The organism is Serratia sp. PL7 (genome assembly GCF_945957435.1).
The window spans coordinates 295,437-315,519 of the sequence record NZ_CAMFLB010000005.1 but is presented as its reverse complement, the minus strand read 5'-3'; the positions used below and the strand labels follow the sequence as shown (position 1 = coordinate 315,519).

Annotated in this window: 19 protein-coding genes; 18 read left to right on the top strand and 1 reads right to left on the bottom strand. The window is 55.8% G+C overall.

Annotation, left to right across the window (positions count from 1 at the left end):
- Positions 1 to 91: 91 nt before the first annotated feature.
- The 12 genes from N6G83_RS23815 to nei all read left to right on the top strand — a co-directional run bounded on the left by N6G83_RS23815 (position 92) and on the right by nei (position 10,432).
- Positions 92 to 298: a YbfA family protein gene (locus tag N6G83_RS23815; protein WP_024529334.1), complete on the top strand. Its 207-nt coding sequence runs from the start codon at positions 92 to 94 to the stop codon at positions 296 to 298.
- A 122-nt stretch (positions 299 to 420) separates the two neighbouring features.
- Positions 421 to 1,374 carry a YbgA family protein gene (locus N6G83_RS23810; protein WP_024529335.1) on the top strand — a complete coding sequence of 318 codons (954 nt, stop codon included), beginning with the start codon at positions 421 to 423 and terminating at the stop codon, positions 1,372 to 1,374.
- A 15-nt stretch (positions 1,375 to 1,389) separates the two neighbouring features.
- Positions 1,390 to 2,814 (top strand): deoxyribodipyrimidine photo-lyase, encoded by a 1,425-nt coding sequence (phrB, locus tag N6G83_RS23805; RefSeq protein ID WP_024529336.1) that lies wholly within the window; start codon positions 1,390 to 1,392, stop codon positions 2,812 to 2,814.
- Positions 2,815 to 2,836: 22 nt separating this feature from the next.
- The gene (locus N6G83_RS23800) at positions 2,837 to 3,817 is read left to right on the top strand and encodes an MBL fold metallo-hydrolase (protein ID WP_211135485.1); all 981 of its coding nucleotides are present in this window, start codon (positions 2,837 to 2,839) and stop codon (positions 3,815 to 3,817) included.
- 17 nt (positions 3,818 to 3,834) lie between these two features.
- The gene (locus N6G83_RS23795) at positions 3,835 to 4,578 is read left to right on the top strand and encodes a type 2 GTP cyclohydrolase I (RefSeq protein ID WP_211135506.1); all 744 of its coding nucleotides are present in this window, start codon (positions 3,835 to 3,837) and stop codon (positions 4,576 to 4,578) included.
- A 224-nt stretch (positions 4,579 to 4,802) separates the two neighbouring features.
- Complete coding sequence (gene pxpB / locus N6G83_RS23790; RefSeq protein ID WP_199062900.1) at positions 4,803 to 5,459, top strand: 5-oxoprolinase subunit PxpB; 657 nt, start codon at positions 4,803 to 4,805, stop codon at positions 5,457 to 5,459.
- Positions 5,453 to 6,379 carry a 5-oxoprolinase subunit PxpC gene (pxpC, locus tag N6G83_RS23785; protein ID WP_074027940.1) on the top strand — a complete coding sequence of 309 codons (927 nt, stop codon included), beginning with the start codon at positions 5,453 to 5,455 and terminating at the stop codon, positions 6,377 to 6,379. The genes pxpB and pxpC overlap by 7 nt, the downstream gene beginning before the upstream one ends.
- Positions 6,376 to 7,113: a 5-oxoprolinase subunit PxpA gene (gene pxpA / locus N6G83_RS23780; RefSeq protein ID WP_074027941.1), complete on the top strand. Its 738-nt coding sequence runs from the start codon at positions 6,376 to 6,378 to the stop codon at positions 7,111 to 7,113. Before pxpC ends, pxpA begins: the two co-directional genes overlap by 4 nt.
- Before the next feature lie 66 nt (positions 7,114 to 7,179).
- Complete coding sequence (locus N6G83_RS23775) at positions 7,180 to 7,911, top strand: DUF969 domain-containing protein (RefSeq protein WP_021805279.1); 732 nt, start codon at positions 7,180 to 7,182, stop codon at positions 7,909 to 7,911.
- On the top strand, positions 7,908 to 8,915 hold the full coding sequence (locus N6G83_RS23770; RefSeq protein ID WP_199062902.1) for a DUF979 domain-containing protein: 1,008 nt from the start codon (positions 7,908 to 7,910) through the stop codon (positions 8,913 to 8,915). The genes N6G83_RS23775 and N6G83_RS23770 overlap by 4 nt, the downstream gene beginning before the upstream one ends.
- Positions 8,916 to 8,923: 8 nt before the next feature.
- A complete protein-coding gene (pcp, locus tag N6G83_RS23765; protein ID WP_074027942.1) occupies positions 8,924 to 9,568 on the top strand; it encodes a pyroglutamyl-peptidase I in 645 nt (214 codons plus the stop codon).
- Positions 9,569 to 9,640: 72 nt separating this feature from the next.
- Entirely contained in the window at positions 9,641 to 10,432 is a 792-nt protein-coding gene (nei, locus tag N6G83_RS23760; RefSeq protein ID WP_211135483.1) for an endonuclease VIII, read from the top strand.
- Positions 10,433 to 10,519: 87 nt separating this feature from the next.
- On the opposite strand, the gene N6G83_RS23755 is transcribed toward nei, so the two are convergent.
- The gene (locus tag N6G83_RS23755) at positions 10,520 to 11,809 is read right to left on the bottom strand and encodes a citrate synthase (protein ID WP_021805275.1); all 1,290 of its coding nucleotides are present in this window, start codon (positions 11,807 to 11,809) and stop codon (positions 10,520 to 10,522) included.
- A 646-nt stretch (positions 11,810 to 12,455) separates the two neighbouring features.
- On the opposite strand from N6G83_RS23755, the gene sdhC reads away from it, so the two are divergent.
- The 6 genes from sdhC to odhB all read left to right on the top strand — a co-directional run bounded on the left by sdhC (position 12,456) and on the right by odhB (position 19,987).
- Positions 12,456 to 12,845: a succinate dehydrogenase cytochrome b556 subunit gene (gene sdhC, locus N6G83_RS23750; RefSeq protein ID WP_024483149.1), complete on the top strand. Its 390-nt coding sequence runs from the start codon at positions 12,456 to 12,458 to the stop codon at positions 12,843 to 12,845.
- Positions 12,839 to 13,186 (top strand): succinate dehydrogenase membrane anchor subunit, encoded by a 348-nt coding sequence (sdhD, locus tag N6G83_RS23745; RefSeq protein ID WP_021805273.1) that lies wholly within the window; start codon positions 12,839 to 12,841, stop codon positions 13,184 to 13,186. Before sdhC ends, sdhD begins: the two co-directional genes overlap by 7 nt.
- Entirely contained in the window at positions 13,187 to 14,953 is a 1,767-nt protein-coding gene (gene sdhA / locus N6G83_RS23740) for a succinate dehydrogenase flavoprotein subunit (RefSeq protein WP_024529344.1), read from the top strand.
- A 16-nt stretch (positions 14,954 to 14,969) separates the two neighbouring features.
- Positions 14,970 to 15,686, top strand: coding sequence for a succinate dehydrogenase iron-sulfur subunit (locus N6G83_RS23735; protein ID WP_021805271.1), 717 nt, complete (start codon positions 14,970 to 14,972; stop codon positions 15,684 to 15,686).
- A 256-nt stretch (positions 15,687 to 15,942) separates the two neighbouring features.
- Positions 15,943 to 18,759: a 2-oxoglutarate dehydrogenase E1 component gene (gene sucA / locus N6G83_RS23730; RefSeq protein WP_024483146.1), complete on the top strand. Its 2,817-nt coding sequence runs from the start codon at positions 15,943 to 15,945 to the stop codon at positions 18,757 to 18,759.
- A gap of 10 nt (positions 18,760 to 18,769) precedes the next feature.
- On the top strand, positions 18,770 to 19,987 hold the full coding sequence (odhB, locus tag N6G83_RS23725; protein WP_021805269.1) for a 2-oxoglutarate dehydrogenase complex dihydrolipoyllysine-residue succinyltransferase: 1,218 nt from the start codon (positions 18,770 to 18,772) through the stop codon (positions 19,985 to 19,987).
- Positions 19,988 to 20,083: the final 96 nt, after the last annotated feature.

Here is a 20,083-nt window from a genome sequence, read left to right as displayed (position 1 = left end):
ATTTTGCTCAGTTTCCAATTGGCCATCATTTATCGTTTTGCATTGCGTCGGGTCCTGACAACCTGGCGCGGATGTTTTTAAGGAGGTTCGTATGTCTAACTACCAAGCCTATCCGTTGCATCGGGTCCTCCTGCGCCGTAGCGCAGTGATTCTGGTCGGTGTTCTTGCCTTGCCGGTGATGCTGTTCCGTGCCGATCGCGCACGTTTTTACAGCTATTTACACCGCGTCTGGTCAAAAACCAGCAATAAACCGGTCTGGCTGCAACAGGCAGAAACGGCGTCCTGCGATTTTTATTAATCCTGGCCCGTAGCAATACTACGAACCCTCGCCCCTTTGGCGGGGGTTTTTGCGTTTTAAGCCGCAGTAACGCATTAACTCCTCTACACTTCTAGCATTAACCCGTTGGTGGGAGACAAGATATGAGCAACAAGATCCCTATTGGAATCAGCGCCTGCCTGTTGGGCAGTGCGGTGCGTTTCGATGGTGGCCATAAACGCTGCGAATTTGCCGTGGAACAATTGGCGCCCTATGTCGCGTTTGAGCCGATTTGTCCCGAAATGGCGATTGGCTTGCCAACGCCACGGCCTGCGCTGCGTTTGGTTAAAAACCAACAGCAGACGCGGTTGCTCCACAGCAATGACCCCAATGTAGATCTTACCGAACGGATGCAACAGTTCTCTGAACTGCGGGTTAGCCAGTTGCAACATTTATGCGGCTACATAGTCTGCGCAAAATCGCCTACTTGCGGAATGGAGCGGGTCAAGCTCTGGGATGAGAACGGCCAGGGGGCGCGTAAAAGTGGCGTCGGGTTGTTTGCCGCCGAGCTGCTCCAGCAAATGCCGTGGTTGCCGGTAGAAGAAGACGGTCGTCTGACCGATCCCGTGCTGCGGGAAAACTTTGTCGAACGGGTGTTTGCCCTTTATGAACTGAATATGCTGTGGCGCCAGGGGTTAACTCGTGGTGGGCTGATCGCTTTTCATAGCCGTTATAAACTTTCACTGTTGGCGCATTCACAGCCAGAGTACCGGGAGCTGGGGCGTTTCGTCGCGGATATTGAACGCTGGGAGTCGCTGGACGCTTTTGCGGTGGAATATCGCCAACGCCTGATGAGGCTATTGCAACACAAGGCGACACGGCGCAACCACACCAACGTCTTGATGCATGTTCAGGGTTACTTCCGCCGCCAGCTCAGCAGCTCTCAGCGCCAGGAACTGGCCAGGCTTATCGATCACTATCGCCAGGGGATGCAACCGCTGCTGGCACCGATTACGCTGTTAAAACATTACATGGCCGAATATCCTGATAGCTATCTGGCGCAACAGCGCTATTTTGAGCCCTACCCGGAGGCGCTGCGCCTGCGCTACGGCCATTAACCCGCAAGGAGTGTTATGACCACGCATCTGGTCTGGTTGCGTAACGATCTGCGCATTACGGACAATAAAGCCCTCTCCGCCGCTTGTAGCGATCCGCAAGCCAAGGTGATGGCGGTATTTATCGCTACACCCGCGCAATGGCGGCAGCACAATATGGCACCGCGCCAGGCGGCATTTATTCACGCTAATCTGCTACAGGTACAAGCGGCGCTGGCGGCTCGGGGCATTGAACTGATTTGCCATCAGGGCGACGATTTTGCCGGTTCGGTTAACTGGCTGGTGGAGTTCTGCCAGCGCCAGCAGGTCTCGGCCCTGTTTTACAACCGTCAGTATGAAATCAATGAGCGTCAACGTGACGCCCGCCTTGAGCAGGCGTTGGCCGGGCAGGTGAGCTGCCACAGCTTTGATGATAGCCTGCTGTTACCCCCCGGCAGCGTGCAAACCGGCAACGGCGAGATGTACAAGGTCTATACGCCCTTTCGCAAAGCCTTTATCCAGCGGTTGACCGAGTCCGATGTGAGCTCTCTGCCGGCCCCACGCCCGCGTGGGGAAGCCGTTGGTTTTACCGCCGCGGCGGCGTTCGATTATCCCTTGGCTGAAGTGGGAGAGGGCTATCCCACAGGCGAAGAGGCTGCATTGCAGAGGCTGCGTGCTTTCTGCCGCGAGCAGGTGCAAGACTATGCCACACAGCGCGATTTGCCCGCCATTGCCGGCACCAGCAATCTGTCACCCTATCTGGCTATTGGCGTTATCTCCCCGCGCCAGTGCGTCAACCGTCTGCGCGTCGAGTGCCCTGATGTGCTGGAAGATCCGCAAAGTGGCGCTTTCTGTTGGCTTAATGAGCTGATCTGGCGAGAATTTTATCGTCACCTGATGGTGGCGTATCCTGCGTTATGCAAGCACCGTCCCTTTATCGCCTGGACGGATAAGGTATGCTGGCAACGCAACGACGCGGCGTTACTGGCCTGGCAACAGGGCAATACCGGTTACCCGATTGTCGATGCTGCCATGCGTCAGCTCAATCAAACCGGCTGGATGCATAATCGCCTGCGGATGATCGTGGCCAGCTTCCTGGTCAAGGATTTGCTGATCGACTGGCGCGCCGGTGAACAGTATTTCATGTCCCAATTGCTGGATGGCGATCTGGCCGCCAACAACGGTGGCTGGCAGTGGGCCGCCTCTACCGGCACCGATGCTGCACCTTATTTCCGTATCTTTAACCCGACCACTCAGGGCGAACGTTTTGATCCAAAAGGCACTTTTATCCGTAAATGGTTGCCTGAACTGGCGGATGTACCGGACAATGAGCTCCATCAACCCCATCGCTGGGCGGAAAAGCAGCAGCAGGTTCTGAATTATCCGCCGCCGATAGTCCAACACCAGCAGGCTCGGCTGGAGACGTTGGCGGCTTTTGAAGCGGCCAAGCGAGGGGGACTTTAAAGTAACAGCAAGGAGCTTCCTGATGATGAAGAAACTACTGGCCCTGTGCCTGGGCGGCTATTCCGCGTTGGCCTTGGCCGGTTTTGACGTAGTGGCGCTGGGCGTCGACGGTGGCGTCACCGACGGCAATCTGACTTCTTATCTGATCCGCAGTGATAGCCAGACGCAGTATCTGGCACTGGATGCCGGGACGCTGCTGCCGGGGATTGCCAAAGGGCTGGAAAAGGGCAGTTTTCCTCAGGTCACGCCCGAACTGGCGGCTCCCTACACCCCACAGGGCTATATTTTCCGTCAACTGATTGGCGGTTACTTCATTAGCCACGGCCATCTGGATCACGTCGCTGGGCTGATCCTCGGTTCACCGCAAGACAGTAAGAAAACCGTTTATGCGCAGGCCGATACCGTATTGACGCTACGCAATCACTATTTTAACTGGAAGGCCTGGCCCAACTTTACCGATGCCGGTAATGGCTCGCGGCTGGGCACTTACCGTTTGCAAACGGTACGCCCGCTGCAGCGTGTCACCCTGGGCCTGACCGGTTTGAGCGGGGTGATGTACCCCCTTAGCCACGATCGCTATCCCTCATCGATGTTGCTGGTGGCCGACCGTGAAGGATCATTTGCCTACTTTGGCGATACCGGGCCGGACGCGCTGGAGCAGTCTCGTAATTTGGATAGCGCGTGGCGCGAGTTGGGGCCGCTGATTGAGCAGAAGAAGCTAAAGGGCATGATTATCGAAGCCTCTTACCCGAACGAGGTGGATGATAAACACCTGTACGGTCATCTTACCCCGGCCTGGCTACTGAAAGAGCTGAAAAACCTACAGCAGTACAGCGGCGGAGAGGGATCGTTAAAAGATCTGCCGGTGATCATCAGCCACATCAAGCCCAGCCTGAAACAGGGGGAAGATGCGCGTGCTACCATCAAGCAACAGCTGGATCAGGGCAACGATCTGGGGGTGAAATTTATCCTGATGGAACAGGGCGATCGGCAACAATTTTGAATGAGAGTGAGATGACTATGCATAACCTAGATCTGGAACATCTGATCAACAGCGAACTCAACTGTGCGGCCTTCCAGGACTACGCGCCAAATGGCCTGCAGGTGGAAGGGCGGGCGCATGTGCAGCGCATCGTGACGGGAGTGACGGCCTGCCAGGCATTGTTGGATGCGGCGGTGGAACATCAGGCCGATGCCATAGTGGTGCATCATGGTTACTTCTGGAAAAACGAAGCACCCGCGGTGCGCGGCATGAAGCGTAACCGGCTGAAAACTCTGTTGAGCAATGATATCAACCTGTATGGCTACCACTTACCGCTGGATGCACACCCGGAACTGGGCAATAACGCGCAGTTGGCAAAGGCGTTGGGCATCCGCGTGATCGGTGAGATCGAGCCTTTGGTGCCGTACGGAGAATTTGAGCAACCGCTCAGCGCAGGTGAACTGCAACAGCGTATCGAAAGCCGTCTTGGCCGTGCGGTGCTGCACTGTGGCGATAATGCTCCGCAGGCAATCCGTCGGGTGGCCTGGTGTACCGGTGGCGGCCAGGGATTTATCGACAGCGCTGCGCGATTTGGCGTTGATGCGTTTATCAGCGGAGAGGTTTCTGAGCAAACCATTCATACGGCGCGGGAGATGGGGGTGCACTTTTTTGCCGCCGGCCATCACGCGACGGAACGCGGTGGGATCAAGGCGTTAGGCGAGTGGTTAGCGCAACATCACGGCTTTGACGTCACCTTTATCGATATCCCCAATCCGGCCTGATTTGCCTATGGGTTCGGTAAAATGAACCCTTTAGCGCTGCTAATCCCTTATATTCCCGAAGGTTGCTCTCTTGACAGCCGACGTTACGTCCCGCATAACTGATACGCTTTTCAAATAATAAAATACCCTGTGAACTTCAAGTTGCTACCCAGTGACCCGCTCATTCGTTCGTGAGCGGTCAGTCATGCTGCGGCTTGAAACACGACGAGTATAAGGAGATAGGGGTGCAACGAGCACAATATTACCTGCTAGGGGAACGCGCTGTAGTGCTTGAATTGGCACCCCCGGTGACGCTGCAAAGTCAGCAGCGCATCTGGGCATTGGCAGAAAAGTTAAATCACCACGCTGACGTGCGGGAAGTGGTGCCGGGAATGAATAACCTGACGCTGTTGCTGTATACGCCGCAGGCCGATGCCGAGGCGATGCTGGAACTGCTGCGTCAAGGATGGGAAGGCAACGAAAGTCTGGTGCCAGAATCCCGCGATGTCGATATCCCGGTGATCTATGGCGGTGAATATGGCCCAGACCTGGATGAGGTGGCGCGCCATACCGGCATGACGCCGCAACAGGTGGTGGAATGCCATTCATCGGCCGCGTATGTGGTTTATTTCCTGGGCTTCCAACCTGGTTTTACCTACCTGGGTGGGATGCCGGAGCGTCTGGCTACTCCTCGCCGAGCGGAACCGCGCCTGTCTGTTGCTGCGGGTTCTGTGGGGATTGGTGGCGGCCAGACAGGGATCTATCCGCTGGTTACGCCAGGCGGTTGGCAACTGATTGGCCGCACGCCGCTGGCGCTGTTTAATCCTAATGAAATGCCGCCGACGCTGTTGCGCCCGGGCGATAACGTGCGCTTTGTACCGCAAAAGGGGGGCGTATGCTGAAGATCTTGCGAGCCGGTATTTACACCACCGTCCAGGACCTGGGGCGTAACGGTTTCCGGCGTTTGGGCATCAGCCAGGGCGGCGCTCTGGATATCCCCGCGCTGAAAATAGCCAACCTGCTGGTGGGCAACCCGGCTGAAGCGGCCGGGTTGGAGATCACGCTGGGGCAATTCAGTGCCGAATTTACCCATAATGGGTGGATTGCGCTGACCGGCGCAGGCTGCGATGCTCAGTTGGACGGCAAATCTTTGTGGACGGGCTGGCGCTATCCGGTAAAAAAAGGCCAGCAACTGACGCTGAAGATGCCTAAACGCGGGATGCGTAGCTATCTGGCGGTGTCTGGTGGTATCAATGTGCCGGAGATGCTGGGCTCACGCAGCACCGATCTGAAAGCGGGCTTTGGTGGATTGGAAGGTCGTCAGTTGAAGGAAGGCGACCTGCTGCCAGCGGGTAAGCCGCAGGCGCTGCCGACTACGGTCATCGGTGTGAAACAGCCGCTGTTCAGCAACCGGATAAGGGTGTTGACCGGGCCGGAATATGACGAGTTCAGCCAACAGGCGCACGACGATTTCTGGCGCACTGCTTGGCAGCTCAGTCCGCAGAGTAACCGCATGGGGTATCGCCTGCACGGTGGTAGTGCCCTGACGCGCACCACTGAACGGGAAATGCTCTCCCATGGCCTGATACCTGGAGTCATCCAGGTTCCACACAATGGTCAGCCGATCGTCTTGATGGCCGATGCTCAGACTACCGGGGGATACCCGCGTATTGCCTGCGTGATCGAGGCCGATCTGTTCCACTTGGCGCAGATCCGCCTGGGGGATGCGCTTCACTTTATCCCCTGCACCCTGGCAGAGGCGCAGCGCGCCAAGGCTGAGCAGGATCACTTTATTCAACAGATTGCCTGGGGGGTTAAATGATCGTCGATTTGAATGCCGATCTCGGTGAAGGTTGCGCCAATGACGAAGCGTTGTTGCAGTTGGTCAGCTCGGCCAATATTGCCTGCGGCTTCCATGCCGGGGATGCCCAGACCATGCGCCAATCGGTGCGCTGGGCGTTGCAATACGGTGTGGCGATTGGTGCCCATCCCAGTTTCCCGGATCGGGAAAACTTCGGCCGTACCCGGATGCAGTTACCGGTAGAAACGGTGTATGCCCAAGTGGTGTATCAGTTGGGTGCGCTGGCCGCCATTACCCGTGCTGAAGGCGGCGTGATGGTGCATGTGAAACCGCACGGTATGCTCTACAACCAGGCGGCGGTGGAGCCTGAACTGGCCGAAGCCATCGCTCGTGCAGTGTATGCGGTAGATCCTTCGTTACGCTTGGTGGGGTTGGCTGGCAGTGAGCTGATCCGCGCTGGTGAAAAACTGGGGTTGGCGACGCGGCAGGAAGTGTTTGCCGATCGTGGCTATCAGGCCGATGGAACATTGGTACCTCGTGGGCAACCTGGGGCACTGATCGCCAGTGATGAACTGGCATTGCAACAGACGCTGGAAATGGTTCGCCACCAGCGTGTACGAACCATTGAGGGGGGCTGGGCCTCCGTCAAGGCTGAAACCGTTTGCCTGCACGGCGACGGGGAACATGCGCTGGCCTATGCCAGGAAGCTGAGAGAGAGCTTTGCTCAGCAGCAGATTGGCGTCAGCGCCACATAAAAAAATAATGACTACAGCAAACACAACATTGCCCGTAAGACCGAGGGCGACAAGAGGGACGTTAATATGGAACAAGCGGTAAACCTCTGGCCACTGATAGGCATCGCTGCCATCGTGGTTGGATTTGTATTGCGTTTTAACCCGGTGCTGGTGGTGATCGCCGCCGGTATTATCACCGGGCTGGCAGCTTTGATGCCGTTGGATGTCATTTTGGAAAAGCTCGGCGAGGGCTTTCTCAATACCCGTAACCTGCCGCTGATCCTGCTGTTGCCGCTGCCGATTATCGGGCTGTTAGAGCGCCACGGCTTGAAAGAGCGTGCGCAGGCGTGGATAGCCAAAATCAAAAGCGCCACCGCAGGGCGTTTACTGATCGTTTACCTGTTTGTGCGTGAAGTGACGGCGGCAATGGGGCTGACCAGCCTGGGCGGCCAACCTCAGATGGTACGTCCGCTGTTGGCACCGATGGCGGAGGGGGCCACGGAAAACCGCTATGGGGAACTGCCGGAACGTGTGCGCTATCGTCTGCGGGCAATGTCTGCCGCGACCGATAACGTCGGGCTGTTCTTTGGCGAAGACATTTTTGTCGCCTTTGGCGCGATCATCTTTATGCATAACTTTATGCTGGAATCCGGCGGCATTCAGACCGAACCGCTGCACATTGCGCTGTGGGGGATCCCAACGGCGATCTTTGCCTTCCTGATCCACTCGTTCCGTTTGTACCGCATGGACAAGCAACTCAACGCTGAACTGAGCAAACTTAACCAGGCTGCGTTGCAGGCCAAGGGAGAAGGCCAATGATATTCCAACAACAATATCTCTATTGGCTGGCGGGCGCGGTATTACTGATCGTCGCCGCGATGTCGTTTGGCGATAAGGCCAACCCACGTCGTATCTCTACCGGTCTGTTCTGGGCCTTGTATGGATTGATCTTCCTGGTGGGGGATTGGACCTATGGGCTATTTGGCTCAGGGGCCGAAGCCAAACGTCAACTGCATATCACCGTGGGGGTTCTGGTGGTGGTGATGGCTCTGATCGCCGGTTTTGGCGGTGTGCGTCTTGGCAGCTATCATCAGCGCAGCCCGCAAGAGCGCGAAACCAGTGCCAAACGCTTGGGCAACCGTCTGTTTATCCCGGCGCTGGCGATCCCGGTCGTCACGGTGATCGGTGTGCTGCTGTTCAATAATATCCCGGCCTTGCAACAGGCGGTGTTTGGCAGCGGTAACCACTCCACCTTGATCACGCTGTTCTCCATGACCCTCGGCTGTTTGCTTGGCCTGGTTATTGCGGTGAAGATGACCCGTGAGAAAATGTCGCAGCCAGTGCAGGAAGCTCGTCGTCTGTTGGATTCCATCGGCTGGGCCTTCATCCTGCCGCAGATCCTGGCTACTCTTGGCCTGCTGTTCACCGTTGCGGGCGTTGGTACGGCCATCTCCCACTTAACGCAGGAATACCTGGCGGTAGATAACCGCTTTATCGCCGTAGCGGTGTATGCCATCGGCATGGCCGTGTTGACCATGATCATGGGGAACGCGTTTGCGGCTTTCCCGATTGTCACTGCGGGTATCGGTATTCCGATCTTGGTACTGCAACATGGTGGTAACCCCGCGGTGATGGCGGCTATCGGCATGTTCTCCGGCTATTGCGGCACGTTGATGACGCCAATGGCTGCTAACTTTAATATTGTACCGGCGGCGTTACTGGAGTTGCCGGACAAGAATGCGGTCATCAAGGCGCAGATACCGACCGGGGTCACGTTGCTATTGGTTAACGTATTCCTGCTTTATTTCCTGATGTTCCTCTAGGAGAACGCATGCAGAAAGTATTGATTACCGGCTTTGAGCCGTTTGACGGCGAGCGTGTCAACCCATCCTGGGAGGTAGTGAAGCAGCTTAACGATCTGGAGCTTGGCGGGGCGCATATTATTGCGCGTCAGCTACCTTGCGTCTTCGGTGAGGCGTTGACGGTGTTGAACGCGGCCATTGACGAAGTTCAGCCAGCGATGGTGTTGGCGATCGGTCAGGCGGGCGGGCGTACCGACATCACGCTGGAGCGGGTCGCGATTAACGTCGATGACGCGCGCATTCCCGATAATCAGGGACAGCAGCCGATCGACCAGGCCATTGTAGCTGACGGCCCGGCGGCCTATTTCAGCACCTTGCCGATCAAGGCGGTGGTGAATGCGATGCGTGAGGCTGGCATTCCGGCCTCGGTATCACAAACCGCCGGGACCTATGTCTGTAACCATGTGATGTACGGTCTGTTGCACCGCTTAAGCGGGCAGCAGGCGGTGAAGGGCGGCTTTATCCATATCCCTTACCTGCCTGAGCAGGCTGCACAGCATCCTGGTGCGCCGAGTATGGCAGCACAGACGGTGCTGTTTGCTTTGGAAATGGCGATTTCGATTGCCTTGCAGGTAGAGCATGACTTGAAAGTGGTGGGTGGCGCCACGCATTGAGGTGATTTATGCTACCTCCATGTTAACCTTAGGGTTCGGCTTGCCGGACCCTTTTCAATCAAGGAGTTGTCCATGCCAGAAGGGCCGGAGATCCGCCGGGCGGCAGATAAGCTGGCGGCGGTGATGATCGATCAGCCACTGACCGAAGTCTGGTTTGCTTTCCCGCAATTGAAACACTATCAGGGCGAGCTGGTCGGTGAACGTATCACTGCCATTGAACCGCGTGGTAAAGCCTTGTTAACCGATTTTTCCAACGGTTTGACCATGTACAGCCACAACCAGCTTTACGGCGTGTGGAAGGTGGTGCGAGCGGGCGAAACGCCAGAAACCAAGCGCGATCTGCGCGTACGACTGGAGACTGCCGAGTGGGCGATCTTGTTGTACAGCGCTTCGGATATCACCATTGCGCCGCGCGGTGAGATCGAGCAACACCCGTTCTTAAAGCGTATTGGTCCTGATGTGCTGGATATGGCTTTGACCGTAGATCAGGTGGAACAGCGGCTGTTATCGCCGGCGTTTTGTAAGCGCCAGTTGGGCGGGATGCTGCTGGATCAGTCTTTTCTGGCTGGCCTGGGCAACTACCTGCGAGCCGAGATTTTGTGGCAGGCAGAACTGGCACCCAAGCATAAACCGCAGGATCTCACCCCTGATGCGTTGCATCAGTTGGCGCAGGCGTTGTTGGATATTCCACGTATTTCATACCAGACCCGTGGTCAGGTAGATGAAAATCGCCATCATGGCACGCTGTTCAGCTTCAAGGTGTTTCATCGCAGTGGTGAGCCTTGCCCGCGCTGTGGGGCAATGATCGAGAAAACGGCGCTATCTTCGCGACCGTTCTATTGGTGCCCGGTTTGCCAGAAGTAACCCATAAAAAAACGCTGCCAGTGGGGCAGCGTTAAGTCGATAGGGTCATTAGCCGAGTTGGGGCGAATATGACGCCCCTGCTAAAGCTTACTTCTTAACCTGAGACTTGAACTCACGCTCGGCATAGCCGGTATACAGCTGACGTGGGCGGGCGATCTTGATGCCTTCGTCGTGCATTTCGTTCCAGTGGGCAATCCAGCCAATGGTACGGGCAATTGCGAAGATCACCGTAAACATGGAAGAAGGAATACCCATCGCTTTCAGGATGATGCCTGAATAGAAATCGACGTTCGGGTACAGTTTCTTCTCGATGAAGTACGGGTCGTTCAACGCGATGTGTTCCAGCTCCATCGCGACCTGCAGCAGGTTGTCGTCTTTCTTGTTCAGTTCTTTCAGCACTTCGTGACAGGTTTCACGCATCACGGTGGCGCGTGGATCGTAGTTTTTGTACACGCGGTGGCCAAAGCCCATCAGACGGAACGAGTCATTCTTGTCTTTGGCGCGCTTGATGAACTCAGGGATGTGCTCAACGGTTTTGATCTCTTCGAGCATCTTCAGTGCCGCTTCGTTGGCACCGCCGTGGGCAGGCCCCCACAGGGAAGCGATACCGGCCGCGATACAGGCAAACGGGTTGGCACCTGAGGAACCGGCGGTACGCACGGTGGAGGTGGACGCGTTCTGCTCATGGTCGGCATGCAGGATCAGAATACGATCCATGGCGCGTTCCAGCACTGGGTTCACCACGTACTCTTCGCAAGGTGTAGCAAACATCATGCGCAGGAAGTTACCGGCGTAGGACAGGTCGTTGCGTGGATAAACAAACGGCTGGCCAAGGGAATATTTGTAACACATCGCTGCCACGGTAGGCATTTTGGACAGCAGGCGGAACGCGGTGATCTCACGGTGACGTTCATTGTTGACGTCCAGCGCATCGTGATAGAACGCGGCCAGGGCACCTGTTACCCCGCACAGCACCGCCATTGGGTGCGAGTCACGGCGGAAACCACGGAACAGATGGGTGATCTGGTCGTGGATCATGGTGTGACGGGTTACCGTGGTTTTGAAGGTTTCGAACTCTTCAGCGCTCGGGGTTTCGCCGTACAGCAGGATGTAGCACACCTCCAGGTAGGAGGACTCTTTTGCCAACTGCTCAATCGGGAAGCCGCGGTGCAGCAGGATACCTTTGTCGCCGTCGATGAACGTGATTTTGGATTCACAGGAAGCGGTAGAAGTAAAGCCGGGATCAAATGTGAAATAACCTTTGGAGCCCAGGGCGCGTACGTCAATCACATCAGGACCCAGTGAAGGGGTGAGTACGCCCAGTTCGATCGGAGCTTCGCCGTTGTTGATGCTTAGCGTCGCTTTCTTATCAGTCATTTACAGTCTCCTTAACGCCTTATTTTAAAAACCTCTAACAACTGAAATACCTTAAATCTCCGCAGGTTGCCCGCATTAAAGTCGAGCGAACGCTAACTCTGTGAGCGACAGCGCATTTGCGCCGGTAGGGGACAGAGTTTGCACCAGGCGAACAAGACGGGTTAGCAGCCGTTAACGATTCATCGGGATTCGTTATTTTCTTTTAATCATTACCTACGATCTGTTTGGAATGTTAACCACATACACTATCGCTACACTCTTGCATAACTTGTGCTTAGGGGGAAGTGTATCCGGTGACCGCTAGTGCATCATAGGGTTGATTGCTACCCTATTTGTAATGGAAATGTTGATCTCTTGTCAAATCAGATAATTAATTTCGTGCTAAATGTAATAATCGTGATCTAAATCACTGTTCTGGGGAAATGTGACCAAAGGGATTGTATGGGAATTGTAATAAGAATGTGAACCTCCTATACTGCCGCCAGGTCTCCGGATTACCCTGAAGTAGGAGCACCCAGCGTTATCACTACGCGCCGTTTAAGCACTAGGATGTCGATGTTTGAGCGCGTGAGGTGTAAGAGTGAAAACTCTTGGACGCTGTCTGATCCCCACCCAGGTCCGGAGGAAGGAAAATAATAAGAGCTGTGTGGGCAAAACCGTGAAAAAACAAAGACCTGTCAATCTGGATCTGCAAACGATCCGGTTTCCTGTAACTGCGATAGCGTCCATCTTACACCGAGTCTCTGGCGTAATTACTTTCGTTGCCGTGGGCATTCTCCTCTGGCTGCTGGGTATCTCTCTCTCTTCTCAAGAGGGCTTCCTGCACGCTGCCGCCATCATGAATAGCTTCTTCGTGAAATTCATCTTCTGGGGGATCCTCACCGCGTTGGCCTATCACATTTGCGGTGGCATTCGTCACTTGTTAATGGATTTTGGCTATATCGAAGAGAGTTTAGCCGCAGGTACCCGTTCTGCCCAGGTGGCGTTCGGTCTGACCGTCGTGCTGTCAATTCTGGCTGGAGTCCTCGTATGGTAAGCAACGTTTCTGCATTAGGACGTAACGGCGTACACGACTGGTTGTTACTGCGTGCTTCCGCTATCGTCATCACCCTGTATGTTCTCTATATCCTGGGCTTCGTGGTTACGGCTCCGGACATCACCTATGAAATCTGGCGCGGTTTCTTCGCCACCTCCATTACGAAAGTATTCACCTTGCTGACATTGCTGTCGATCCTGGTTCACGCCTGGGTGGGAATGTGGCAGGTGCTGACGGACTATATCAAGCCACTGGCGTTACGCCTGGTGCTGCAACTGGCGATTGTTGTCACGTTGCTGGTCTATTTACTGTACGGAACAATCGTAGTGTGGGGTGCATAAATGAAACTGCCAATCAGAGAGTTTGATGCAGTTGTTATCGGTGCTGGTGGCGCAGGTATGCGCGCGGCGCTGCAGATTTCCCAGGCGGGCTCAACCTGTGCCCTGCTTTCCAAAGTATTCCCGACCCGTTCCCATACCGTGTCTGCACAAGGCGGCATTACCGTTGCCTTGGGCAATAACCACGAAGACAACTGGGAATGGCATATGTACGACACGGTGAAGGGTTCCGACTACATCGGTGACCAGGACGCCATTGAATATATGTGTAAAACCGGCCCGGAAGCGATTCTGGAACTGGAACACATGGGCCTGCCGTTCTCCCGTCTGGACGATGGCCGCATTTATCAACGCCCGTTTGGCGGCCAGTCACTGAACTTTGGTGGCGAGCAGGCGGCCCGTACCGCTGCGGCGGCAGACCGTACCGGTCACGCGTTGTTGCACACCCTTTATCAGCAGAACCTGAAAAACCATACCACCATCTTCTCCGAGTGGTATGCGCTGGATCTGGTGAAAAACCAGGACGGTGCGGTAGTCGGTACCACCGCTATCTGTATCGAAACCGGTGAAGTCGTGTACTTCAAAGCCAAGGCAACCATTCTGGCTACCGGTGGGGCAGGCCGTATTTATCAATCCACCACCAACGCCCACATCAATACCGGTGACGGTGTCGGTATGGCGCTGCGTGCCGGTGTACCGGTGCAGGATATGGAAATGTGGCAGTTCCACCCAACCGGTATTGCCGGGGCTGGCGTACTGGTCACCGAAGGTTGTCGTGGTGAGGGTGGTTACCTGCTGAATAAACATGGCGAACGTTTCATGGAACGTTATGCGCCAAATGCCAAAGATCTGGCGGGCCGTGACGTTGTGGCACGTTCGATCATGATTGAGATCCGTGAAGGTCGCGGCTGTGATGGTCCATGGGGCCCACATGCCAAGCTGAAACTGGATCACCTGGGCAAGGAAGTGCTGGAGTCCCGCCTGCCGGGTATTCTGGAGCTGTCCCGTACCTTCGCCCACGTCGATCCGGTGAAAGAGCCGATCCCGGTCATTCCTACCTGCCACTATATGATGGGCGGTATTCCGACCAAAGTGACCGGCCAGGCGCTGACCGTGAACGAGAAAGGCGAAGACGTGGTGATCCCAGGTCTGTTCGCGGTAGGCGAAATTGCCTGCGTATCGGTACACGGCGCCAACCGTCTGGGTGGCAACTCGCTGCTGGATCTGGTGGTATTTGGTCGCTCTGCCGGTATGCACCTGCAAGAGTCGTTGGCAGAGCAGGGCGAAAGCCGCGAAGCCAGCGAATCGGACGTCGAAGCTTCGCTGGATCGTCTGAACCGTTGGAACAACACCCGTTCTGGTGAAGATCCGGTGGAGATCCGTAAGGCACTGCAATCCTGTATGCAGCATAACTTCTCGGTGTTCCGCGAAGGTGATGCGATGGCGAAAGGGTTGGAAGAGCTGAAAGTGATCCGTGAACGACTGAAGAACGCACGCCTGGATGATACCTCCAGCGAATTCAACACCCAGCGCATCGAATGCCTGGAGTTGGATAACCTGATGGAGACCGCGTATTCCACCGCCGTGTCGGCCAACTTCCGTACCGAGAGCCGTGGCGCGCATAGCCGCTTCGACTTCCCGGAGCGTGACGATGCCAACTGGCTGTGCCATTCGCTGTATCTGCCGCAATCGGAAAGCATGACGCGTCGTGAAGTGAACATGCAACCGAAGCTGCGCGCGGCATTCCCGCCGAAAGTGCGTTCTTACTAATTGCGGAGCTCGATTGATGAAACTTGAATTCTCTATCTATCGCTACAATCCGGATGTCGATAGCGCCCCGCATATGCAGGACTACAGCCTGGAAGCGGAAGAAGGCCGTGACATGATGCTGCTGGATGCGTTGATCCAGCTGAAAGAAAAGGACCCGACCTTATCTTTCCGCCGCTCTTGCCGTGAAGGCGTGTGCGGTTCAGACGGCATCAATATGAACGGTAAGAACGGTCTGGCCTGTATCACTCCGGTCTCGTCGTTGCGTAAAGGCAACAACAAGATTGTGATCCGCCCGCTGCCGGGTTTACCGGTGGTGCGCGATCTGGTGGTGGATATGGGGCAGTTCTATACCCAGTATGAAAAGATCAAGCCGTTCCTGATTAATGATGGCAAGAATCCTCCGGCGCGTGAGCACCTGCAAACGCCGGATCAGCGGGAAAAACTGGATGGATTGTACGAATGTATTCTCTGTGCCTGTTGCTCCACCTCTTGCCCATCGTTCTGGTGGAATCCTGACAAGTTTGTTGGCCCGGCCGGTCTGTTAGCGGCGTACCGCTTCCTGATCGACAGCCGTGATACGGAAACTGAAGCACGATTGGACGATCTGAACGACGCTTTCAGTGTTTTCCGCTGCCATAGCATTATGAATTGTGTCAGTGTATGTCCTAAGGGCTTGAATCCGACCCGTGCAATTGGTCATATCAAGTCTATGCTGCTGCAACGCGGCGCATAAACAGAACGAGATGCTGCGCCGGGGGCTTTACCGGCGCACATCCCAAGAGGGGATCTCTAAAAACTGACCCGTGATTGTGGTTAAAGGCAATCAGGTTTGTCCCGCCGGTTTTTAGAGGTTCCTTGTAAGGGGCCGCAAGGTCCAAAACAGAACGTGCACTTAGGTATAAGCACGTCTAGTGAACCGTTAAGCGTACCATTACGGTAATTATGTTAACCACGGCGAAAACTGAAGCTTTAAAGCTTAAGGGATCAAAATGCAGAACGGCGCAATGAAGGCCTGGCTGGATTCCTCCTATCTGGCGGGCGCGAACCAGTCCTACATAGAGCAGCTCTATGAAGACTTTTTAACCGATCCGAGCTCCGTTGAAGATAGTTGGCGTTCCATTTTCCAGCAACTACCAACTGCGGGTGTCAAACCCGATCAGCTCCACTCCCAAACGCGAGATTACTTCCGCCGCCTGGCGAAAGATTCTGCTCGTTATAACACCACCATCAACGATCCTGAAACCGATGCCAAGCAGGTCAAGGTATTGCAGCTGATCAACGCCTTCCGCTTCCGTGGGCATCAGCACGCCAACCTCGACCCGTTAGATCTGTGGAAACAGGAGCGCGTTCCCGATCTCGATCCGGCGTACCACAACCTGACCGAAGCCGACTTCCAGGAAACCTTCAACGTGGGTTCTTTTGCCATCGGCAAAGAAACCATGAAGCTGAGCGATCTGTACGCGGCGCTGAAGCAGACCTACTGCGGTTCGATCGGTGCCGAGTATATGCACATCACCAACACCGAAGAGAAACGCTGGATCCAGCAGCGCATTGAATCGGTCGCGGGGCGTGCCAGCTTCACCACCGATGAGAAACGCCGTTTCCTGAGCGAACTGACGGCAGCCGAAGGGCTGGAGCGTTACCTGGGTGCCAAATTCCCTGGGGCTAAACGCTTCTCGCTGGAAGGTGGCGACGCGTTGGTGCCAATGCTGAAAGAAATGGTGCGTCACGCGGGCAAAAACGGCACGCGTGAAGTGGTGCTGGGTATGGCCCACCGTGGCCGTCTGAACGTGTTGATCAACGTGCTGGGTAAAAAACCGGCTGACCTGTTCGACGAGTTTGCCGGCAAACATAAAGAACACCTGGGCACCGGTGACGTGAAATATCACCAGGGCTTCTCTTCCGACGTGGAAACCGAAGGCGGCATGGTTCACCTGGCGCTGGCGTTTAACCCGTCACACCTGGAAATCGTCAGCCCGGTTGTCATGGGGTCTGTACGTGCCCGCCGCGACCGTCTGGACGAAGCGCGCAGCAACATGGTGCTGCCAATCACCATTCATGGTGACGCGGCAATCACCGGGCAGGGCGTGGTTCAGGAAACCCTGAACATGTCGCAGGCTCGCGGTTATGAAGTGGGCGGTACGGTGCGTATCGTCATCAACAACCAGGTTGGCTTCACTACCTCCAACCCGTTGGACGCGCGTTCCACCCAATACTGTACCGATATTGCCAAGATGGTGCAGGCTCCTATCTTCCACGTGAATGCCGATGATCCGGAAGCGGTGGCCTTTGTCACCCGTCTGGCGTTGGATTTCCGTAACACCTTTAAACGTGACGTGATGATCGATCTGGTCTGCTACCGTCGTCATGGGCATAACGAGGCCGATGAGCCAAGTGCTACCCAGCCGGTGATGTACCAGAAGATCAAGAAACACCCAACGCCACGCAAGCTCTACGCTGACGTGCTGACCGAACAGAAGGTTGCCAGCCTGGAAGATGCCACGGAAATGGTCAACCTGTATCGCGATGCTCTCGACCGCGGTGACTGCGTGGTTGAAGAGTGGCGTCCGATGAACCTGCACTCCTTTACCTGGTCGCCATACCTGAACCATGAGTGGGACGAAGAGTACCCAAGCAAGGTTGAGATGAAGCGCCTGCAGGAACTGGCTCGCCGCATCAGCAGCGTACCGGAAGCGATCGAAATGCAGTCGCGCGTCGCGAAAATCTACGGCGATCGTGCCGAGATGGCCGCAGGCAACAAACCGTTCGACTGGGGCGCAGCGGAAACGCTGGCTTACGCCACCATGGCTGATGAAGGCATCCCGATCCGTATTTCCGGCGAAGATGCTGGCCGTGGCACCTTCTTCCACCGTCATGCGGTGGTGCACAACCAGAAAAATGGTTCTGTCTATGTCCCGCTGGCTAATATCCACAGCGGCCAGGGCGAATTCAAAGTCTGGGACTCAGTGCTGTCTGAAGAAGCCGTTCTGGCATTTGAATATGGCTACGCCACCGCAGAACCGCGCACCCTGACCATCTGGGAAGCGCAGTTTGGTGACTTTGCCAACGGTGCTCAGGTAGTGATCGACCAGTTCATCAGCTCCGGTGAGCAGAAGTGGGGCCGTATGTGTGGCCTGGTGATGCTGCTGCCGCACGGTTACGAAGGCCAGGGCCCAGAGCACTCCTCTGCGCGTCTGGAACGTTACCTGCAGCTGTGTGCGGAACAGAACATGCAGGTGTGCATCCCATCCACTCCGGCACAGGTCTACCATATGCTGCGCCGTCAGGCGTTGCGCGGTATGCGCCGTCCGCTGGTGGTGATGTCACCGAAGTCCTTGCTGCGTCATCCGCTGGCAGTCTCTTCTCTGGAAGAACTGGCAAACGGCACCTTCCAACCGGCCATCGGCGAAATTGACGAGCTGGATGCCAAAGCGGTGAAACGCGTGGTGCTGTGTTCTGGTAAGGTTTATTACGATCTGCTGGAGCAACGCCGCAAGAACGACCAGAAAGACGTGGCCATCGTACGTATCGAGCAGCTGTATCCGTTCCCGCATCAGGCCGTTCAGGCGGTATTGGAACAGTATGCCCACGTGCATGATTTCGTCTGGTGTCAGGAAGAGCCGTTGAACCAGGGCGCCTGGTATTGCAGCCAACACAATTTCCGTGAAGTGATCCCGTTTGGGGCCTCTTTACGTTACGCAGGACGTCCAGCCTCTGCCTCTCCGGCGGTAGGTTATATGTCCGTACACCAGAAGCAGCAGCAGGCTCTGGTGAATGACGCGCTGAATATTGAAGAAAAAATTTAAAGGAAAGCTAATGAGTAGCGTAGATATTCTGGTTCCTGACCTCCCTGAATCCGTTGCCGATGCGACCGTCGCCACCTGGCATAAAAAACCGGGTGACACCGTTCAGCGTGACGAAGTGCTGGTTGAGATTGAAACCGACAAAGTTGTATTGGAAGTGCCAGCCAGTGAAGCCGGTGTACTGGAAGCAATCCTGGAAGACGAAGGCGCAACCGTGACTTCACGTCAGCTTCTCGGGCGTATCCGTCAGGGTGACAGCTCTGGCAAGCCGACCGAAGCGAAAGCTCAGAGCGTTGAATCAACTCCGGCTCAGCGTGCAACCGCCAGCCTGGAAGAAGAGAACAACGACGCACTCAGCCCGGCGATCCGCCGCCTGATTGCCGAACACGATCTCGATGCTGCCGCCATCAAAGGCAGCGGCGTGGGTGGCCGTATCACGCGTGAAGACGTAGAAGCGCACCTGGCTGCCAGCAAGAAAGCGGCACCGGCTGCAGCAGCCCCAGCGGCGGCACCTCAGCCAGCCTTGGGCGGCCGTAGCGAAAAACGTGTTCCTATGACCCGTTTGCGCAAACGCGTTGCCGAGCGCCTGTTGGAAGCGAAGAACAGCACCGCGATGCTGACCACCTTCAACGAAATCAACATGCAGCCGATCATGGATCTGCGCAAGCAGTACGGTGAAGCCTTCGAAAAACGCCACGGTGTACGTCTGGGCTTTATGTCCTTCTACATCAAAGCGGTAGTCGAAGCGCTGAAACGCTTCCCTGAAGTGAACGCCTCTATCGACGGTAGCGACGTGGTTTACCACAACTACTTCGATATCAGCATTGCGGTATCGACTCCACGTGGCCTGGTAACGCCGGTACTGCGTGACGTCGACTCCATGAGCATGGCGGACATCGAGAAGAAAATCAAAGAGCTGGCGATCAAAGGCCGTGACGGCAAATTGACCGTGGAAGAGCTGACCGGCGGTAACTTCACCATTACCAACGGCGGCGTCTTCGGTTCATTGATGTCTACCCCGATCATCAACCCACCGCAGAGCGCCATCCTGGGTATGCACGCCATCAAGGATCGCCCAATGGCGGTCAATGGTCAGGTCGTGATCCAGCCGATGATGTATCTGGCTCTGTCTTACGATCATCGTCTGATCGATGGCAAAGAGTCGGTGAGTTATCTGGTGACGGTGAAAGACATGCTGGAAGATCCGGCTCGTCTGCTGCTGGACGTTTAAATCCCTGCAAGGGCGCGGCCTTGCCGCGCCCACACCCTGTGCTATGTGGCCGATAAGTCATGCGGAATACCGCGAAAGTGACCCGGCTAAAACTTT

What these genes read in the sequence shown, in the direction of transcription:
- pcp (WP_074027942.1), top strand. Translation starts at nt 8,924, where the DNA reads ATGCAGAAAGTATTGATTACCGGCTTTGAGCCGTTTGACGGCGAGCGT.
- N6G83_RS23800 (WP_211135485.1), top strand. Translation starts at nt 2,837, where the DNA reads ATGATGAAGAAACTACTGGCCCTGTGCCTGGGCGGCTATTCCGCGTTG.
- phrB (WP_024529336.1), top strand. Translation starts at nt 1,390, where the DNA reads ATGACCACGCATCTGGTCTGGTTGCGTAACGATCTGCGCATTACGGAC.
- odhB (WP_021805269.1), top strand. Translation starts at nt 18,770, where the DNA reads ATGAGTAGCGTAGATATTCTGGTTCCTGACCTCCCTGAATCCGTTGCC.
- nei (WP_211135483.1), top strand. Translation starts at nt 9,641, where the DNA reads ATGCCAGAAGGGCCGGAGATCCGCCGGGCGGCAGATAAGCTGGCGGCG.
- N6G83_RS23810 (WP_024529335.1), top strand. Translation starts at nt 421, where the DNA reads ATGAGCAACAAGATCCCTATTGGAATCAGCGCCTGCCTGTTGGGCAGT.
- pxpA (WP_074027941.1), top strand. Translation starts at nt 6,376, where the DNA reads ATGATCGTCGATTTGAATGCCGATCTCGGTGAAGGTTGCGCCAATGAC.
- N6G83_RS23770 (WP_199062902.1), top strand. Translation starts at nt 7,908, where the DNA reads ATGATATTCCAACAACAATATCTCTATTGGCTGGCGGGCGCGGTATTA.
- N6G83_RS23735 (WP_021805271.1), top strand. Translation starts at nt 14,970, where the DNA reads ATGAAACTTGAATTCTCTATCTATCGCTACAATCCGGATGTCGATAGC.
- pxpC (WP_074027940.1), top strand. Translation starts at nt 5,453, where the DNA reads ATGCTGAAGATCTTGCGAGCCGGTATTTACACCACCGTCCAGGACCTG.
- sucA (WP_024483146.1), top strand. Translation starts at nt 15,943, where the DNA reads ATGCAGAACGGCGCAATGAAGGCCTGGCTGGATTCCTCCTATCTGGCG.
- N6G83_RS23815 (WP_024529334.1), top strand. Translation starts at nt 92, where the DNA reads ATGTCTAACTACCAAGCCTATCCGTTGCATCGGGTCCTCCTGCGCCGT.
- N6G83_RS23775 (WP_021805279.1), top strand. Translation starts at nt 7,180, where the DNA reads ATGGAACAAGCGGTAAACCTCTGGCCACTGATAGGCATCGCTGCCATC.
- sdhA (WP_024529344.1), top strand. Translation starts at nt 13,187, where the DNA reads ATGAAACTGCCAATCAGAGAGTTTGATGCAGTTGTTATCGGTGCTGGT.
- N6G83_RS23795 (WP_211135506.1), top strand. Translation starts at nt 3,835, where the DNA reads ATGCATAACCTAGATCTGGAACATCTGATCAACAGCGAACTCAACTGT.
- sdhD (WP_021805273.1), top strand. Translation starts at nt 12,839, where the DNA reads ATGGTAAGCAACGTTTCTGCATTAGGACGTAACGGCGTACACGACTGG.
- N6G83_RS23755 (WP_021805275.1), bottom strand. Translation starts at nt 11,809, where the DNA reads ATGACTGATAAGAAAGCGACGCTAAGCATCAACAACGGCGAAGCTCCG.